This is a genomic window from Adlercreutzia sp. CNCM I-6216, assembly GCF_977113345.1.
The window spans coordinates 70,434-88,152 of sequence record NZ_CDSBIE010000001.1 but is presented as its reverse complement, the minus strand read 5'-3'; the positions used below and the strand labels follow the sequence as shown (position 1 = coordinate 88,152).

Annotated in this window: 13 protein-coding genes and 1 tRNA gene; 3 read left to right on the top strand and 11 right to left on the bottom strand. The window is 62.2% G+C overall.

The window, feature by feature from the left end; all coding sequences use genetic code 11:
* Window positions 1-3: 3 nt before the first annotated feature.
* The 7 genes from ACYVRU_RS00375 to ACYVRU_RS00345 all read right to left on the bottom strand — a co-directional run bounded on the left by ACYVRU_RS00375 (window position 4) and on the right by ACYVRU_RS00345 (window position 7,425).
* Window positions 4-369 (bottom strand): 4Fe-4S binding protein, encoded by a 366-nt coding sequence (locus tag ACYVRU_RS00375; protein WP_022739884.1) that lies wholly within the window; start codon window positions 367-369, stop codon window positions 4-6.
* Window positions 370-375: 6 nt separating this feature from the next.
* Window positions 376-1,464, bottom strand: coding sequence for a hydrogenase large subunit (locus tag ACYVRU_RS00370; RefSeq protein WP_114539079.1), 1,089 nt, complete (start codon window positions 1,462-1,464; stop codon window positions 376-378).
* A gap of 1 nt (window position 1,465) precedes the next feature.
* Entirely contained in the window at window positions 1,466-2,155 is a 690-nt protein-coding gene (locus ACYVRU_RS00365; protein WP_114539080.1) for an NADH-quinone oxidoreductase subunit C, read from the bottom strand.
* A gap of 3 nt (window positions 2,156-2,158) precedes the next feature.
* Window positions 2,159-2,602 carry an NADH-quinone oxidoreductase subunit B family protein gene (locus ACYVRU_RS00360; RefSeq protein WP_114539081.1) on the bottom strand — a complete coding sequence of 148 codons (444 nt, stop codon included), beginning with the start codon at window positions 2,600-2,602 and terminating at the stop codon, window positions 2,159-2,161.
* Between the two features lie 12 nt (window positions 2,603-2,614).
* Window positions 2,615-3,484: a complex I subunit 1 family protein gene (locus ACYVRU_RS00355; RefSeq protein ID WP_223901043.1), complete on the bottom strand. Its 870-nt coding sequence runs from the start codon at window positions 3,482-3,484 to the stop codon at window positions 2,615-2,617.
* 15 nt (window positions 3,485-3,499) lie between these two features.
* Window positions 3,500-5,434, bottom strand: a complete 1,935-nt coding sequence (locus ACYVRU_RS00350) for an NADH-quinone oxidoreductase subunit 5 family protein (RefSeq protein WP_223901044.1) — start codon at window positions 5,432-5,434, stop codon at window positions 3,500-3,502.
* Between the two features lie 311 nt (window positions 5,435-5,745).
* A complete protein-coding gene (locus ACYVRU_RS00345) occupies window positions 5,746-7,425 on the bottom strand; it encodes an FAD-binding protein (RefSeq protein ID WP_461185581.1) in 1,680 nt (559 codons plus the stop codon).
* A 233-nt stretch (window positions 7,426-7,658) separates the two neighbouring features.
* Here ACYVRU_RS00345 and ACYVRU_RS00340 point away from each other — a divergent pair, with 233 nt between their 5' ends.
* Window positions 7,659-9,116 (top strand): response regulator transcription factor, encoded by a 1,458-nt coding sequence (locus ACYVRU_RS00340; protein WP_223901046.1) that lies wholly within the window; start codon window positions 7,659-7,661, stop codon window positions 9,114-9,116.
* Here ACYVRU_RS00340 and brnQ read toward each other — a convergent pair.
* Both brnQ and ACYVRU_RS00330 read right to left on the bottom strand, forming a co-directional pair.
* On the bottom strand, window positions 9,094-10,386 hold the full coding sequence (brnQ, locus tag ACYVRU_RS00335; protein ID WP_223901047.1) for a branched-chain amino acid transport system II carrier protein: 1,293 nt from the start codon (window positions 10,384-10,386) through the stop codon (window positions 9,094-9,096). The genes ACYVRU_RS00340 and brnQ overlap by 23 nt on opposite strands.
* Window positions 10,387-10,616: 230 nt before the next feature.
* A complete protein-coding gene (locus tag ACYVRU_RS00330) occupies window positions 10,617-11,057 on the bottom strand; it encodes a hypothetical protein (RefSeq protein ID WP_223901048.1) in 441 nt (146 codons plus the stop codon).
* A gap of 271 nt (window positions 11,058-11,328) precedes the next feature.
* On the opposite strand from ACYVRU_RS00330, the gene ACYVRU_RS00325 reads away from it, so the two are divergent.
* A tRNA-Pro gene (locus ACYVRU_RS00325) sits at window positions 11,329-11,405 on the top strand.
* Between the two features lie 518 nt (window positions 11,406-11,923).
* The gene (locus tag ACYVRU_RS00320; protein WP_461185580.1) at window positions 11,924-14,578 is read left to right on the top strand and encodes an FAD-dependent oxidoreductase; all 2,655 of its coding nucleotides are present in this window, start codon (window positions 11,924-11,926) and stop codon (window positions 14,576-14,578) included.
* 39 nt (window positions 14,579-14,617) lie between these two features.
* On the opposite strand, the gene ACYVRU_RS00315 is transcribed toward ACYVRU_RS00320, so the two are convergent.
* Together ACYVRU_RS00315 and ACYVRU_RS00310 are read right to left on the bottom strand one after the other, a co-directional pair.
* Window positions 14,618-15,943, bottom strand: coding sequence for a coproporphyrinogen III oxidase family protein (locus ACYVRU_RS00315; protein WP_114539087.1), 1,326 nt, complete (start codon window positions 15,941-15,943; stop codon window positions 14,618-14,620).
* 180 nt (window positions 15,944-16,123) lie between these two features.
* Window positions 16,124-17,548 carry a helix-turn-helix transcriptional regulator gene (locus ACYVRU_RS00310; protein WP_461185579.1) on the bottom strand — a complete coding sequence of 475 codons (1,425 nt, stop codon included), beginning with the start codon at window positions 17,546-17,548 and terminating at the stop codon, window positions 16,124-16,126.
* Window positions 17,549-17,719 lie beyond the last annotated feature (171 nt).

Genomic DNA, 17,719 nt, shown 5'->3' with positions numbered 1-17,719 from the left:
AGCTTACGATTCCGTCACCGCCGCCTTCGGGTCGGGGACGTGCACCACGCGGCAGGATTTTGCCGTGGCGATGGGTGTATAGGCGGGATCCATGGTCAGGCAGTGCTTGGGGCAGACGCGCACACAGGTGCCGCACTGCACGCAGCGGAACGGATCGATGGCCCAGGTGCGCTCCTTCTTCTCCACCGCGATGGCATCGGCCGGGCAGCTCTTGGCGCAGATGCCGCACAGGATGCACGCGCTCGCGTCGTTTTCGATATGGCCCTTGAGCCCCGCCGGGGCCGGTTTCTGCTCGAAGGGGTACAGCACGGTCTCGGGCTTCTTGAACAGAGAGCCGAAGGTCATGCCGCCCAGTTTGAAGCTTCCCATGCTCGCCTACCTTTCCGTGCAGCTGATGCAGGGGTCGATGGTCAGGATGATCATATTGACGTCGGCCAAGTCGCACCCTTTCAGGGCCACGGTCATGCCGGCGAGGTTCTGCGAGGTCGGCGTGCGCATGCGCATGCGCTCCAGGTTCTTCGACCCATTGCCGCGCGCGTAGTAGTAGCACTCGCCGCGGGGCTGCTCCAGCACGTTGGATGCCTGGGCGCCGTCGGCCGGCGCGCCCTTCACCGCCACCTCGATGTCGCCGGCGGGGATCTTCGCGCCGAGCTCCTTGATGATCTCGATGGACTGCAGCACCTCCAAACAGCGCACCTTCACGCGGGCGTAGCAGTCGCCCTCGGTGGCCGTGATGGGTGCGAAGTCCGCCAGATCGCCGTAGGCGCCGCGCCCGAAGGAGCGCACGTCGTAGGGCAGGTTGGAAGCGCGGGCGAAAGGACCCACCATGGAAAGCGCCGCCGCATCCTCGGTGGTGATGTGGCCCACGCCCACGGTGCGGTTCTTCACCGACGTATCAGTGAGCAACGTGTTCATGATCTGCGTGTACTCGCCCTTGATACCGTCGAGCACCGAGACAATCTCGGCCATCTGGCTCGCGTCGATGTCGCGCACCACACCGCCCACCTTCACCACGGACAGGATGACCCGTCCCCCGGTGGTCTTCTCGAACAGGTCGAGCACGCGCTCGCGCAAACGCCAGCAGTGCATGAACATCGACTCGAAGCCGAAGGCGTCGGCGGCAAGGCCCAGCCACAATAGGTGCGAGTGGATACGGGACAGCTCGTGCCAGATGACGCGCAGATACTCGGCGCGCTTGGGCACCTCCACGCCCATGAGGGACTCGACGGTCTCGGCATAGCCGAGGGAGTGTCCCATGGCGCAGATGCCGCAGATGCGCTCGGCAATGTAGATGAACTGGTTGTAGTCGCGGGTCTCCACGAGCTTCTCCAGGCCGCGGTGCACGAACCCGATCTGCGGGAGCACGTCCACGACGGTCTCGTCCTGCACCACCAGATCGAGGTGCAGAGGCTCCGGGAGCACCGGGTGCTGGGGCCCGAAGGGAATGACGGTCGCCTTGCTCATGCTATTCTCCCTTCCCTTCTGCGGCCTTTCGGGCCTTGGCTTCCATAGCGGCGCGCACCTTCGCGGCCTTCTCCGGATCCAGGCCCGCTATCTTGGCCTCGATCTCCTCTTCCGTGGGGCCAGCCGGCGCCGGGGCGGCAGCCGCGGCCTTCTTGGCCTTGGCCTCCATGGCCGCCCTCACTTTCGCGGCCTTCTCCGGGTCGAGCCCGGCGATCTTGGCCTGGATCTCCTCCTCGGTGGGGCCAGTTGGCGCCTCGGTCGGTGCGGCCGCCTTCGCCTCCTTGGCGGCCTTGGCCGCGGCGATCTTCTTCGCCTTCTCGCGCGCCGCCAACTGCTCGGGGCTCACGACGGTCATGGGGGCCTTCTCCGCCAGCTGGTAGAACATGCCGCCGAAGTCGATGGCGATGTCGCTGATGGCCACGTCGAACAGGTCGTGGATCTCGTTCTCGCAGACGAAGGCCTCCAGGTACAGATCGGTGATGGAGGGTACCACGTCGGTCTGCTTCACGCCGCTCACGTTGAAGTTGGCGAGATGCCCGTCCTTCATGTAGGAGTAGACGAGATCGATGCCCTCCTCGGTGTTCACCGCGAGGATCTGCACGTAGCGCCAGCCCTCGGCATGGCGCGCGGCCGCCAAGTCGTGCACGCCGGCCAGCGGCAGCTCCTCGAAGGTCTGCTCAAAGGTCGTCATTTCTCACGCTCCCTTCCTGGCGGCGGCCAGGGCCGCCGACTTCTCGTCGAGCTTCGCCACGCCGGCCACCACGGCGTCGATGATCTGCTCCGGGCGCACGGCGCAACCCGGGGCGTACACATCGACGGGGATGGCCTTGTCCACGCCGCCGATGACGTTGTAGCAGTCGTGGAAGACCCCGCCGGTGCAGGCGCAGATGCCGCAGGCCACGACCACCTTGGGCTCGAGCATCTGGTCGTAGATCTCGCGGACGACGCCGATGTTCTGCTCGTTCACGCTACCGGTGACGAGGAAGATGTCGGCGTGCTTGGGATTGCCCGTGTTCACCACGCCGAACCGCTCGCCGTCGAAGCCGGGGCACAGCGTGGCCAGGACCTCGATGTCGCAGCCGTTGCAGCTGGAGCCGTCGTAGTGGATGACCCAGGGCGATTTCGATGCGAATGCCATGTGCCTACCTCCTTACAAAAACGCGAGGAACGCGACGTTCACACCGCCGGCGACAAGGGCCACGAGCCACGCCGACTTGAACATGAACTGCCACTTCACGCGCGCGAAGTTGTTGTCGATCCAGATCTCCAGGAAGTACATCAATAGCACGATGACGATGGCGACCAGAATGGAGATGGGGTTCGCCCACAGGAAGAACATGCCGATCCAGCCGAGGAACAGCACGTTCTCGCACCAGTGCATGATCTCCACCATGCCGAGCACAGGTCCGCTCATCTCGGTGGTCATGCCGCGCACGATCTCCTGATGGGCGTGATGCGACATGGACAGGTCGAAGGGCGACTTGCGCAGCTTGATGGTGAGGATGAAGAGCACGCCCAGGAACACGAGCCAGATGGTGCAAATGATCGGGTGGTCGAGCTGGAGCACCTCGGCCACGTCGAAGGAGCCCGAGGCCTGGAAGAAGGCCACGGCCATGAGCAGCACCATGGGCTCGTAGCTCATCACCTGCAGCGTCTCGCGGGCCGCGCCGATCTCGGCGTAGGGGCTGCGCGTGGAATAGGCGGCCATGATGAAGAACAGGCTCGACAGCGTGATGACGAACACGCACAGAAGCAGGTTGCCGCCGGAGTAGAAGATGCCGCCGGCGATGAGCGCGAACAGCAGCGCGCAGGCCACGTAGACACCCTCCACGGAGTTCACGGAGACGCGCTCCTTCTCGAAGAGCTTGCGCACGTCGTAGTAGGGCTGCAGAAGCGGCGGCCCCACGCGGCCCTGCATGCGAGCCGAGATGATGCGATCCAAACCGGCCAGGAGGCACCCGACGACGGGGCCCGCCACGGCGAACAGGAGGGTGCCGATGAGTGTCGTAAGCAAAGTCATGAGATCACACCCTTCCTAAAAGCCCATCGGGCCCGCGACGATGGCGATCACGAACGCGGCGACCATGATGAGCGTGTTGAACGCCACGCCGACCGGGGCGATGCGCGCCTCGCCGAACACGGATTCCATGTACCAGTTGCGCGTCGTGGCCTCAGTGGTGCCCGACAGCGAGTTCTGGAAGGCGCGGGAGTCGTTGTCGCGGCTGATGCCGGCCAGATAGACGCTCGCCCGACGCGACTTCTGCTTCGATCCGAGGCCGGCGAACAGCACGGCCACCACGATAACGGTGCAGATGGAGGCGAGCCACAGGTTGTCCGTGGCGATATCCTGGCCGAGCATGCCGTAGACGCTGGCCACGTAGGGCTCGACGAGCGTCGAGGAGATGAGCGGCAGGAACACGCAGGCCAGCACGAGCAGGCAGGCCATAAGGAGCAGCGCCGCCCATTCCGTCGGCTTCACCGTGACCTCCACGTTCTCCGGCTCGCCGGCGATGCCGGAGAGCTTGCCGAGCCATTTGGCCCAGAACATGAACGTGGCGGCGCTGCCGAAGGCCAAGATGATGATGAGGGCGACCTGGCGGGTGTCCACGAAAGACACGAGCGTGGCCCACTTGGCGAGCAGCATGCCGAAGGGCGCGATGAACATGCACATGATGCCGAGCATCATGAAGCGGGCCAGGCGCGGCATGCGGTCGAACAGAAGATCCATGGACTCGATGTCGCGGCTGCCGATATGGTGCTCGGCGGTGCCGACGCACAGGAACAGAAGCGACTTCGCGATGGCATGGAACAGGATGAGGAAGCACGCGGCCCATACCGCCTCGGCGGTGCCCACGCCGGCGCAGGCCGTGATGAGGCCCAAGTTGGCAATGGTGGAATAGGCCAGCACGCGCTTGGCGTTGGACTGCGAGATGGCCATGAACGAGCACAGCGCGAAAGTGATGCCGCCCACGAGCATGACCATGACCGCCGGTGCCGGCGACACGTGGAACACGGGTGCCAGCTTCACCAGCAGAAAGACGCCGGCCTTCACCATGGTGGAGGAGTGCAAAAGCGCCGAAGTGGGCGTCGGGGCCACCATAGCGCCCAGAAGCCAGGTCTGGAACGGCATCTGCGCCGCCTTGGTAATGCCCGCGAAGGCCAGCGCGGTGACGGCCAAGGTGGTCAGGGCCGGATTGTTCTGGCCGATGACGAGGAACTCGTAGAACGAGAAGGTGCCCACGGTAAGGGCGCAGCACCACAGCGCCACGAGGAACCCGAGGCCGCCGGCCAGGTTCATGATGATCTGGCGGAAGGCGTTGGCGATGGCCTCCTCGGTGCGGGTGTAGCCGATGAGGAGGAACGAGCAGAGGGTCGTCACTTCCCAGCCGGCGAACATCCACTCCATGTTGTTCGAGAACACGATGACGTACATGGCGGAGAGGAACACGAACATCAGCGCGAAGAACATCGGGCGACGATCCGGCGCCCCTTCCGGCTCGTGGGCCTGGAAATCCTCCATGTAGCCCAAGGCGTAGATGCAGATGCCGCTTCCCACCACGCCGATGATGAAGGTCATCAGCAGCGAGAGCGAATCGAAGTACAGGCCGTAGGGCACCTCGATGCCGTGGGAGAACATGAACTCGAGGATGAGCGTGCCGACCACCTGCACGCCCGCGAGCACGGCGGCCCACAGGTTCTTGTAGCGCACGGCGAACCACACGATGACCGCCGCGATGGCCACGGAGATGCCCGTGCAGATGAAGTCGATGGCCATGCTCTCGAACGCGAAGAGCGTGCAGCTCGCCCCCAGGTTCATGACCACGAGCACGACCGACGCCAGCGCGATGACAACGCCCGACACGCAGACGATGACGCGGCGCGGCCCCTCCTGCCGCACGAATAAGAGCGCGGCGGCCACAATGAGGGGGAACACGATGAGGAAGCCGATCAGTCCGAAACTGAACTCCATTCAGGATCCTCCTAACCTAATATACCGGCCTCTCCGCAGCCTCATAATTTTCTGCGATTAGGCGAGATCCCTCGGATCCTGCTCCCTACCATAGCAAAGGAGGCGCAGGTAATCGCGCCCCCATCCCCCGACTCATGAGCAATACTCGGTAAAAGGGTCATCGTAATTATGCAGTTGATCAATTTTCGCGAAACCTCATCCGCTCGCGGCCGAATCGAACCGTCAGCCCAGAAGGGCGCAAAAAGACGACCGCTGCGATACGGGAGGGAATATCGCAGCGGTCTTGCATAAAGAGGATAGCGCGTAAGAGATTAGAACTCCTCGTCCCACGTTCCGAGCATATGCTTGACGCACAACATACTGCCCGCCGTGGCATTGAGCTTATTGGAACCGAAGGACTTCCAGAGGTAGTGGGTTCCCGCAAGGCCGGAACGAATGTTACCCGCCGCATAAAGTCCCTCGATGGGCTCATGCTCGGTGTCGAGCACCTGCCCGTAGCGGTTGGTGTTCACGCCGCCATCGGTCCACTGCTTGAGAACCTCGCGGTGCATGCAGTAGAAGGGCGGTTCGGTGACGGAAGAGTAGGCCAGGTACTCGGCGGGCACACCGAAATCTACATCCGAGCCTCCGGCGCACACCTCGTTGTAGCGCTTCACCGTCTCCACCAAACGATCGGGGTTCGTGAATCCGACCTTCTCGGCCAATTCCTCAATGGTGTCGGCAGACCAGATAACGCCTCGCTCGACACAGTCCTTGAAGATCTCGATTTCGCTCTCGTTGTTCTCGAGCATCTGGCCGAATTTGCTATCGCAGATCTGATAGGCCGTATGTCCCGGCTGCTTCACGTCGATCATGCACATCGGGCTCGTAGAGTACCATTCATGGGAGCCGATAGTCTCATTGGTGTAGCGCTCGCCCGCGATGTTCACGCGCAGCCAAGGCAGTGATCCCCAGCGAGACGGAGAGTTCTTGGCGAATGTGAAGTCATGAGGCCAGCACAGACCGATGTTGAAAGGACCAGTGTCCTGACCGGCGCCAATCCACCAGGCCATCTTCTGACCATCACCCTGGGCGTTGCCGTAGGGATTGCGCGTTATGAGATCTCCGCGCATAAGCGGCAACCACGCTTCAAGCATCTCGTCGTTTTGATGGAAGTCGCCCGTAGCGAGAAGCACGCCCAGGGATGCGTTGATCTTGAGATAGGAACCGTCCTCCTTCTGAGCATAGGCCCCCTTGACGCGACCGCCCTCTTCGCGAATGAGCTGACGGGCGGGAGTGGAATAGTAGATCCGCGCCCCGTCCTTCTCCGCCTTGTCGCAGGCGGCCTTGAGGAACTTCGGGAACCCGTTGTAGACGCGCTCCTGCTCCTGCTCCTCCTCGGGATCAGGGAAGACGTACACCATGTGCGTTGCCGTCTCGCGAATATGGATGCCCTCGTTGATAGCGCTGTCGGGACCGCACTCGTAGGGCCATACGTCGTTGCAGTATTCAGCGAACCAGTCTACTGCGTTTCCAGATCGATCCCAAATGGTACCGGTTACATCTCCGTTGTTGGAACCGAAGCCCCAATAGGAGTACTCGGCCCTCAACTCGGCAGGATCGTATTTGATGCCGTACTGCTCATCGTACTTCGTGTTGTAGGCACCGATGTAGGCGCCCTCGCCCTCGGGAGCGTCACCCGCCGTAACGGCCACGACATCGGCCCCCATGGCAGCCGCGTACACCGTCGCCGGAACGCCGCCCGAGCCGAGGCCCACAACCAGAACCTCGCAATCGACTTCCTCCGATACCTCGTTTTCCGCAGGAGGCTCGGGCGCTATCGACCAGCTCCAGCGGTTTTCAGAAGAGGTGGAAGCGAGAGTGGTTCCCTTGCTCGCATCGCCTGAAGTCGAAGCCTGCGGAACGCACCCCGAAAGAGACGCCATCGAGCCGGCGGCAACCAAGCCCGCCCCTGCGAGAAAACTTCTGCGGCTGAGATTCATAATGATCATTCCTCCTTCTTGATATCATTGCGGGCCTTCTCGGAACCCGCCGACAAACGCTCTCTGCGTTCGTGCAAATCAATTGTTGCAAGATGCGGGGCTGAGCACATCTTCCAAGAAGGGGCAAACCCCTCCTGTCTCTGGGCGTAAATGCCTCATCCCAGAAGGGGTATATACCCATTTTTCCTGGGGTTTTCTGCTATGATGTGCATCGTTCAAACAGGAAGCGAGGGGGGCAAGCTATGGACGAAACGAGACGGGAACACATCATAGTAGCTGGTAAGGCGTTCGCGCTTTGCGTCCTATTGATGTCGTTCTCGGGAAGCATAACAGCGACCTCGGGCGTCGAGTACTTCCAACCCTCTTCATTTGTCCTGTGCGGATTAGTGGCTACCGCTTTCTTCTTCCTCACGTTTCGCATGCGAGACGCCTTCAGCCGACAGGCATTCGGAATAATTGGTCTCGCTATAGCCATCGCATGGTGCATTCTGCTCACCTACGTCGGCACCGGCCGCGCAAATCTGGAAGCGACCGCTCCCCTCGTATTCCTCCTCGCTGCTTCGGGCCGCATCGCGACGCTTTTTATTAACATCCAATGGAATTTTCACTTCTCGCTAAATCAGAGCCGAAGCGCCGCCCGTCTTTCCGCCAGCGCGATCCTTCTCGCCACCGGACTCTTTCTCGTCTCGCAGCTTTTTGACGGGGCGTTCTCCATTGTTTTCGTGATAGGGCTCATGCTCATCAGCAGCTTGCTCAATCTCTACCTCGTCGTGCAGGAAAGCGCATCTGTTACGCTTCCGAGCTCCCTCGCATCAGTGCGCCAGAGCGATCGGCGATCCACGGTGGCCGGCGCCTCGCTTCCGAAAACGCGTTTCCTCTATTTTGGAACCCGGGTCGCCTACGGCATAGGACTTGGCGTCCTTCTTTGCCTGACTTCCTTCGACGATACGCCCCTTACCTGCTGCAAAGTTAATGCCGCACTGCTGGCCCTCACGCTCTTTCTCGTTGTGGGCGGCATACGGCAATTCGGCAAGAACAGCGGAGCGAGCCTGTACCTCGTGTCCATAGCGCCAATTGTGGCAACAGCCCTTGTAGCGGCGACGTTCTTTGGCGAATCGCCATTGGGGCTGTCTGGATTGTTGATGGTGTTCGTCGAGCTCGCTTGGTCGACGCAGAACATCTTTCAGCTGCCTACGTATCGGCGCATGACTGCCATCGACCCGGCTGTGTTCTCCTATTGGGAATATGCGGCGCAGATTATCCCCTATTATTTCACCGTTGCATGGCTTTATCCACTGCTTGCAGGGCTGTCTCTCGGGGAATACCAGGCGATTACCGAACTTCTCACCATCGTTTTGGCAGTCGCTCTTTTCTCGTTCTCGATTGGTGCGATTATCAGGCATATCGTGCAGTATCAACCCGCAGCCCGAGAGAACTCCGACAAAATGGAATGGGACGGCCCGCATAAGGTGCCGAAGGCGCTGCTCAACGTGCTAACGCCGCGCGAGTGCGATGTGCTCGCGCTGCTTGCGAGCGGATACAGCCGCCCTTATATAGCCAAAACGCTGTACTTGGCTGACGGAACCGTGAAGACGCACATCAGGCACATCTACGCTAAACTGTCGGTCAATTCCCAGGACGAGCTCATCGAGCAGGTGGATCGAGCCGTTCAGGAGGCTACGTCCCGCTCGGCGAAGTAGAGCGATCGAATTCGAACCGTCGGCCCAGAAGAGCACCTGCCGCACCGCCGATCAGCGACGGGAGAAGCCACGCGAAACCGTAGGCGTACAGCGGAGCGGCTTCGACGAACGCGAAGGCACCGGTGAGATCGTGCACCGTGAGGAGGAGACTCGCCGCCACGGCGGCGAGCGCCGCCCCCTTGAACACCCAGGTGCCACGCAGGTGCTTGCGGAACAGCAGAAGCACCACCGTCGTCATGAACGGCGGGCAGACCACGGACAAAATCGGGCTCGCCAGGGCGATGATGTTCGTCAGACCGAGATTGCAGATGAGCAGCGCCGCAACGACGACGACGATGAGGGCCGTCCGGTAGCTCACCCGCCGCATGGTGATGCGCTCGACGTAGTCGGCCGTAGCGCCGCACAGCCCGATGGCCGTGGTGAGACAGGCGAGGCCCACGACAATGCCCAGCACTGCCACACCGGCCTCCCCCATGAGCTTCCACACGATCATGGTGATGAGCTCGGCCTGGCTGACCGTGTGCGGCACGACGCTGGCGGAGGTGGCGCCCAAGTAAGTAAGGCCACCGTATATGACGGCGAGCAGCACGCAGGCAACAAGGCTCGCCCGGGCCGTGACGCGCATCTGATCGCGCTTCTCGCCGTAGCCGGCCGCCCGCACCGACTCCTGCACGAGGATGGAGAACCCAACGACCGCGAGGATGTCCATGGTCTGATAGCCCGCGAGCACCCCGTCGGCAACGACGGTGTCCGTCTCGGGGGCGCCCACCGGGCCCAGCGGGTTCACGATGCCGGCGATGACCATGACCACGATGCCGGCCACGAGAAGCGGCGTGAGCACCTTGCCCACCACATCGATGATGCGCGTGGGCTTAAGCGTCAGCAAGAGCACCACAGCGAAGAACGCGACGGAGAACGGCAAGAGCCCGATGGCATCGCCGAACCAGGGCGCGATGGCCATCTCGAAGGTGGTGGCGGCGCAGCGCGGCGGAGCGATGAGCATGCCCACGCACAGGATGGCGGCGGTGTTCAGCGCCAGGCCGGCCTTCTTGCCCAGGGCATTTTGGATGGAGAGGATGGAGCCCCCCGCGTTGTTGATGGCGAACACGCCCACGCAGGAGACCACCACGTCGAAGAACACGAAGCACGCTAGGCCGAGCGGCCACAGCTCGCCCGACTCCATGCCGAGGTACGGCGGGAAGATGAGATTGCCGGCGCCGAAGAACATGGCGAACAGCGCCAAGCCGACGACCAGCGCGTCTTTGTTCACGGGCACCTCCCCTCTCTCGTCGTCGACGCGGACGTTTTCGCATCTATTGTCGATGAATGGAGGGGTCATGATGACGTATCGGCAGCGCAGTTACCCGCCCAATGCCGAAGCGGCACGAAATCGTCACGGACGATGGAAAGTGCCTGGATTTTTCCCGGAACGCGCCTCTGGGCAACCGCGAGCCGAGGCAACGAAAAGCCACGCCGATCCGAGATCACCCAGCAGCAGGGCTATCGGATGGCGTCGCGCGCCGCCTCGGAAAGCGCGATAACGAGAGCGCCCTCCTTGACGCCCTCAAGCAAGGCCGGCATGTCCAACTCGCCAAAGAAGGCCTCACGCTGCGCATCGGCGTCCTTCCCCTCGCCGTCAGCCAGCACGATGACATCGGCACCGGCGACGAGCTGGGCCGCGACGTCGGCCGTCTCGCGCTGGAGCACGCGCAGCTCCCCCACCGAAAGATCAGCCTTCACCAGCGCCGTGGCCAGATCCATGGCGAGGTTCTCGGTGTACGTGTCGCTCTCCGGCTCTGCGGCGATCATGAGCAGCCGCGGGTTCACGGGCCACTGGTCGCGCACGGCCTCGGCGAGTCCGGCGCCCTCCCGCAGCGTGGCGAACCGGTACATCCCGCGGATCTCGTAGTCCATCGGCTCCGGTGCGACGATAACTTCCATGGGTGCCTCCTCGTTGCGCCGTAACTCAAACGACGGCATCTAAACTGGTTTGCAAATAGCCTACCATTTCGAACACGCTGCAATCATCGAGTATTTCTATTGCATTATTGACCTCCGATATAATTGCGAAAGGTAGTCAAGGGACGGGAAAACTGGGGAGCCTCAGGGCTCTTCCAATCAGCCAAAGACCGTTCGGAAAAAATCTCTTGCAATGATGCACCGGTCGGGTTATCATGGCAAAGCTGCTTGAGCGGAAGCTCGAAAGCAACAACGGGTTGTGGCGCAGTTTGGTAGCGCACTTGACTGGGGGTCAAGGGGCCGCAGGTTCAAATCCTGTCAACCCGACCAGAACTTAGAGAGCCGGCATCATGCCGGCTCTTTTACTAGTAGCGCGTATTCAGAGCTAACGGGCAAGCCGGGAATTAGATCAGCGCTTCGAGCGATGCGAAGGAACTAGTTAAGGGTTTCGGGCATCACGAGAGAAATAGTCGGGAACTTCGAGCAGTAAATCGACCCATTGCAAGCAATCCGCTTCGAAACTCGCCCGAAACTCCCAACTACTTCCGATCTCGCAACATCATTCTGCTCGCAACTTCCAACTATTTCCAAAATCTTACAAGATATTCGATTTGCGATGTCACCGTTATGGACAAGCCATCTTCCCAGTTCAGACCTTGGGTTATGTCTTGGGTTACGCATTTAACCCGATTTCAGCGATCGACCCGATGCGCGGTTTTGCTCCCTGAGCCATGATCTGACCCGTCAGCAGCGCTCGGCGGACGGCAGAATCGAAGAAGACGGTTCTGTCGGCCGAGCGCAAAGGGAGCGCGGTTCGAAGAAGCCGCATGTATTTTAGGAGGGTCACCATGGAAGTTACTCGTCGCGATCTGTTCAAGTTCACTGGTCTCGCCGCCGCCGGAGTCGTGGGAGCGAGCGCCCTCGCGGGCTGCGCTCCGAAAACCGCCGCGGAGACGGCCATGCTCGCGGATACCGGCTCTGCCGATGCCGGGCTGCCCGCATTCCTGCAAGCTCCCGAGCCCATTACCGACTTCGCAGATACCCGCGAGTACGACATCGTTGTCGTGGGCGCAGGCGAGTCGGGCCTGTCCGCGGCCCACTCCGCGGTGGCCGCTGGGGCCAAGGTAGCCTGCGTCCAGAACATCGGAACCGCCCAGACCACCGGCAACATGGGCGCCTCGATGGATACCACCAAGACCGACGAGGCCGGCATCCAGGCCTGCGTCGCCTTCCTCATGGAGAAGAACGCCTACCGCTCGAACCGCAAGCTTCTGGAAGCATGGGCCCGCAACTCCTATGAGGCCGTTACCTGGTGGGCCGACACGGCAGCCGAGGGCGGCGCCGAATCGAAGCCCTACGATTCCGAGCGCGAGTACAACGGCTACACCTACTACTTGCACGCGAACACCTACAACCACTTGGAAGGCGCCCACAACGACGCGGCCCTGGCCGTCTGCGATGCGGTAGCCGCCGAGAGCGTGGAGTTCTTCTTCAACTCCCCGGCTGTGCAGCTGTACAAGGAAGGCGAGCGCGTGGCCGGCGTGATCTGCGAGACCGAGGAGGGCAACGTGCTCTTCAAGGCCGCCAAGGGCGTCATCCTCGCCTCCGGCGACTGCTCCGGCAACCAGGAGATGCGCGATTACTACTGTCCCGACCTGCGCGGCTTCAAGACCATGAGCCCCTTCCGCGACGGCATGGGCATGATGACCGGCATCTGGGCCGGTGCGCAGATGACGCCGGCGAACCACTCGAAGATGGTTCATGGCGGCGGCGCGCTGACCCGTCTGGAGCTGCCCTTCCTGAACCTGGACATCCACGGCGAGCGCTTTATGAACGAGGTGCTGTCCTTCGCCTACCTGAACAACCTCATGCGCGGTTACCTCGAGGAGTACGATTTCCAGAACCCCATGGCGGCGAAGTTCTTCACCATCATGCCGGCGAACTGGGCCGAGATTGGCGAGCAGTGGACCGCGGCGCATCCCGAAGAGGTGAAGTTCGGCGTGGGCAACATGAAGGTCCCCTCGGAGGACCAGTTCGTCAAGGGCGAGACCTTCGCCGAGCTGGCGGCCAACATCAACGCCTACATGGAAGCTGAGGAGTGGCACATCGACCCCATCGACGAGCAGGCCATCGTCGCGTCCATCGAGGCCTACAACGAGCTGTGCGCGACCGGCTCCGACGGCCAGTTCGGAAAGCGGGCCGACTATCTGGTGCCCATCGAGCAGGGACCGTTCTTCGCGGTGCCCCGTGGCGCGAACTCCGTGCCGGCCGTGCTCGGCATCGCGGCCACGCTGCTCGCCCGGCGCATCGTGCCGCTCAGCTCCCACCATTGGGCGCGATTCGGCTCACTTGCGGCCATGCTCGCCGCCTCCCTCTGTCTCATCGCCGCACCCGAGTTCCCCTCGGCTGCAGTGCCGCTGGCTACAGCGGGCGCCTTGCTGGGAGCCTTCGGCTTCTGCGCGATACTCCTCATGTTCAACGAGGCCATCGTGCCTTTGAGCCTCATCCGCATCGCCCTGTTCACGGCGGCATCCCGCTTCATCGCCGTGCCAATGACCTACTTGTGCCAGGGACTTGCCGGCACGCGCTTTGCCCTCGTGCTCGTGCTTCTGCCGCTGCTGTCGCTCGGCTGTCTCGCTCTGGCTTTCCGTTCCCTTCCGGAACGGGAGCGGGTGGTGCGGCCCTATCCTAAATTCTCCTATCCTTGGAAACCCTTGGCAGTGCTGTGCATATACGCCTTCGCCTACGGAATGCGAACCGCCCAGTTGCCCGAGGGTGCCGGCGTCCATTCCTCGCTTTCCACCGCGCTCGTCATGGGCGGGTTCTTCGTCGTCGTATACTTTTTCTCCGATCGCTTCTCGGTGAGCGCCCTGTTCCGCTCGCCCCTTCTCCTCATGGTGTGCGGCGTTCTGCTCATACCGGCCGAAGGCGTGCTCGGCACCACAGCGGCAGGCTACCTCATCTCCATGGGCATGACGCTCATGTCGCTGCTCATCTCGCTTTTATTCTACGACCTCTCGAAACGCATGGGCATCGCCATCGTGGCACTCACCGGCATTATGCGCGTGAACACCCTGTTCACTCTGTGGGGCGCCGGGTGCACTGATCTTCTGGGACGCACGGGCCTCGATGAGGGCACCCAGTCCATCCTCGTCAGTGCCGCCGTGGTTATGCTCGTGCTGGCCAGCACCCTCATGCTGCTCTCCGAGAGGGATCTCGCCTCGCGTTGGGGCATCAAGCTTTTGGAGACGGAGACTCTGGCAGCCGACAGCCTGCGGGCCGAGGCTATCGCCGAGCGCTGCGACGCCGTGTCCGCCTCGTGCCACTTGAGCCCCCGGGAGGACGAGATCTGCCGTCTCATCGCGAGCGGCAAGACCAACCAGCAGATCGAGAGGGAGCTGTTCATTGCCTCCGGCACGCTGAAGGCGCATATCCAGCACATCTACGTAAAATGCGACGTGCACTCGCGCAAGGAGCTCATCGCCCTGTGCGGCGGCGAGTGATGCCTCAGGGCTTCAGATGCGCCTGTGCTGATGGACCTGTTACTTCTCCGTGCCGTCACCGAACAGGAGGTCACGCTCGTCGCCGGGGAGCTTGGCGCGGGCCTGCTCGCGCAGATTGTTCAGGCCGGCGAGATACTGACGGTACAGCACCACCGTGAGGTAGCGGCCCGCCGGCGTGAGCGTCAGCTCGTCGGCGTCGTCGGTGGCAAACGCGCCGTTAGCGCGCATGAAGGCCATCTCCACGGGCAGCCCCCGCTCCACGGACACGCCGAAATCGCGCTCGAACTCGTGCTTGTCGAAGCGCAGGCTGTACAGCTGCAGCAGGAACTTGTAGCGCATGAGGTCGCGTCGGGGCAGGTCGGTCTTGCCGAGTAGTGGCGTGACGCCGGCGCGCACCAACTCGCCGTATTCTTCCAAATTGAACGTGTTCACGAATAGGTTGTCACCCAAATGCGTGATGGAGCCGGACCCGATGCCCACGCACTCCTCGTAGGACACGGCGTACTCGTCCACTTCCAGATGTTGCTTGCGCTTAAGGTTCTCGTCGAGCCGGTTGAAGGTCCACAAGGTACGGCGCTCGAAGAAGGGCGCATCACCCCCCGCGAGGATCTCGTCCAAGATATGATAGAAGCGCCGTTCCTTGTCGTAGTCCATCCTCCCCAGCACCTGCTCCATTTTGCGCGTGGTGGCGTGGGACTGGTACAAAGGCGAGAACGTCGTCTGATGGCAGCCGCACAGCGCGATCTTCTCACAGTCGGAGATGAGGATGTCCTCGGTCTGCGTGGGGAAGTTGAAGATCATGTCCACATTGAGCGACTCGAAATAGGGCGCCGCCTCGCCGATGCGCTCGAAGATCTCCTCCCCGCTTCCGTACTTCTGGTAGCGGTCCATCTGGCGCAGAAGCCCGTCGTCGAAGGACTGCACGCCCACGGAGAGGCGCTGGATGCGGCCGTGCAGCTTGTCAAGGTACTCCGGGATGAGGTGGTTCGGGTTCGTCTCCGAATTCACCTCCTTCACATGGAAGAGGTCGCGGGCCAGATCGATGGTCTCGCACAGCTCGTCGATGTCCACCGTCGGCGTGCCGCCGCCGACGTACACGCTCTCGAAGTCGTAGCCCTGCGCGGCCAGCATCCGCATCTCCTGGCGCAGGGCCTGGAAATAGTCGCGGGCCCGCTGCTCGCGATAGGGGAAGCGGTTGAAGGAGCAATAGGGGCACAGCCGCTCGCAGAAGGGAACGTGCACGTAAAGCGTGTAGGGGCGGCCGGGCACCGGGTCGGGAAGCGCGTCCTCGGGCACGGGATGCAAGGTCAGGGTCTTGTCGGTCATGGCGCGGACGACGGTAGTGAGCATGCGCTCCGAGAGCATCGATACCTCCTGAGTCTATTCAAGCGTAAGGAGGATTTTAGCACTCCCTTTGGGACAATACCCGACCTTTGCCCTAAGGGTATGCGGAACGCACAAACTCGCCCTGCCGCCGCGCGAAGCTAGAACTGCAGCCACCCACTTCCCGCGTCGCACGCATTCCCGAGAGAGGGTGTGGGACGTTCACGCGAGCGCCGATCTTCCCACGCCGCCCTGCTCGATGGCGTCCAGCAGCCCCTGGCGATCGTAAACGCCCAGCGTCCGATAGATATTGCTCACATGGTGCTTCACCGTGCCCTGGGCGATGGAAAGCTCATCGCAGATATAGGGAACCGAACGTCCCCGGGCAAGCAGCACGAGCACCTCTGATTCCCGGTTGGTGAGATGCCCCATGGCGGCCACAGCCGCGCACTTCTGCTCGAGGGACTCGTCGGTGCGCTGGGCCCGGGGCGTCACGTAGAGCCGTTGCACATCGGCCATGGTAAAGAACAGCATGCCGATGATGGCAAGCAGCAGCACCGCGACCAGACAGATATCGGTGCGCAGCTGGGCCGTCCAGAACGGCGCGAACAGAAATCCGTCCGCAACCACCGAACCGACGAGCGTGCCGGCGCGGGTCGCCAAAATCGCCACGCCGAAGGAGAGGGCCACGGGGATGCGCCCCCTGAAGGCGATGTCCGTAGAGACGAGCATGAGAAGCATATCGAGGCAGTAGACGCCCATGATAATGAGCCCCGACCCCAGGAAGGGATAGACCGCGGGCTGCAAGAGCAGAAGGACGATCCCCGCCACCATGGCGGGGATGACGGGCTTGTACAAGGTGAGGGCCTCGGAGGGGGACGAGGTCACGGCCATGGAAAGCGTGATGGCGCCGATACCGCCGCCGGCCAAAAGAAGCGATTTCGCCATATGGAACTCGTCGCCCTCGGCGAAGGTTCCCACGATGCCCTGGGTAAGACCCCAGATAACGCTGATGATGAAGAGGCAGACGAGTAGGCGCGCCACCGGTATGGTATGCACATCAAGAGGCACCACCGACGGCTCGCGACGCGGCTCGTGGCGACAGGCGTAGAGCACCGCCGTCGAGATGATCGGCAGCAACGTCGTGGCCATCACGGCTACGGGTTGGGGCATGAAGTAGATCAGGAAAAACAGCACGAACGCAAACGTGTAGGAGGCGTAGAGATGGCGGCCAACGCGACCAGTGGCCAACGCGCTCCATAGCTCGCCCCACATAATAAGGAGAAGGGCGTTGCCGAGGGAGGCCGACGCTGCAGCCATCACGAACACACCAATGCCGACGATTCCCTCCAGAAAATGCAGGGCAACAGGCATGGCGAGCGTACCGGCCGCCATAAGCGCCGCCGCGAGCACGTAGGAAGAGCCGCGTCCCGCGAAGGGGGCATAGCGGCGCGAGGCCACAACGACGGCCAGATAGGCCGCCGTCATAAGCACGAGCAGAATCAACAGGGCGTTCCCTTGGTCGAAGAGTTTGCCCGAGGTGGGTGCCACGATATCCGTGCACATAGCCACGATCTGCCACGCTTGCCAGAAGCCGAGCCCCAAAAGCCGCCAATCGGCGACGCGATCCGTCATCGCTTCCCTCATCGAGCGCCCCTCCCAAGACCTTCCGCGAAAGCCGCGGCCGCAACCGCGCCCTGCAGCATAGCGCACAGTCGGCCTTCTCGCGGGCCGAGCTGTTTCCTTCTCTTCCAAAACTACCAAAGTACTCAAAAATGGCTATGGGCCACTTCGGCTCATTTTTGCCTGAACGGGGAA

Excerpts from the sequence above, each read along its gene's own strand:
- ACYVRU_RS00375 (WP_022739884.1), bottom strand. The coding sequence starts at position 369 with ATGGGAAGCTTCAAACTGGGCGGCATGACCTTCGGCTCTCTGTTCAAG.
- ACYVRU_RS00370 (WP_114539079.1), bottom strand. The coding sequence starts at position 1,464 with ATGAGCAAGGCGACCGTCATTCCCTTCGGGCCCCAGCACCCGGTGCTC.
- ACYVRU_RS00365 (WP_114539080.1), bottom strand. The coding sequence starts at position 2,155 with ATGACGACCTTTGAGCAGACCTTCGAGGAGCTGCCGCTGGCCGGCGTG.
- ACYVRU_RS00360 (WP_114539081.1), bottom strand. The coding sequence starts at position 2,602 with ATGGCATTCGCATCGAAATCGCCCTGGGTCATCCACTACGACGGCTCC.
- ACYVRU_RS00355 (WP_223901043.1), bottom strand. The coding sequence starts at position 3,484 with ATGACTTTGCTTACGACACTCATCGGCACCCTCCTGTTCGCCGTGGCG.
- ACYVRU_RS00350 (WP_223901044.1), bottom strand. The coding sequence starts at position 5,434 with ATGGAGTTCAGTTTCGGACTGATCGGCTTCCTCATCGTGTTCCCCCTC.
- ACYVRU_RS00345 (WP_461185581.1), bottom strand. The coding sequence starts at position 7,425 with ATGATCATTATGAATCTCAGCCGCAGAAGTTTTCTCGCAGGGGCGGGC.
- ACYVRU_RS00340 (WP_223901046.1), top strand. The coding sequence starts at position 7,659 with ATGGACGAAACGAGACGGGAACACATCATAGTAGCTGGTAAGGCGTTC.
- ACYVRU_RS00330 (WP_223901048.1), bottom strand. The coding sequence starts at position 11,057 with ATGGAAGTTATCGTCGCACCGGAGCCGATGGACTACGAGATCCGCGGG.
- ACYVRU_RS00320 (WP_461185580.1), top strand. The coding sequence starts at position 11,924 with ATGGAAGTTACTCGTCGCGATCTGTTCAAGTTCACTGGTCTCGCCGCC.
- ACYVRU_RS00315 (WP_114539087.1), bottom strand. The coding sequence starts at position 15,943 with ATGCTCTCGGAGCGCATGCTCACTACCGTCGTCCGCGCCATGACCGAC.
- ACYVRU_RS00310 (WP_461185579.1), bottom strand. The coding sequence starts at position 17,548 with ATGAGGGAAGCGATGACGGATCGCGTCGCCGATTGGCGGCTTTTGGGG.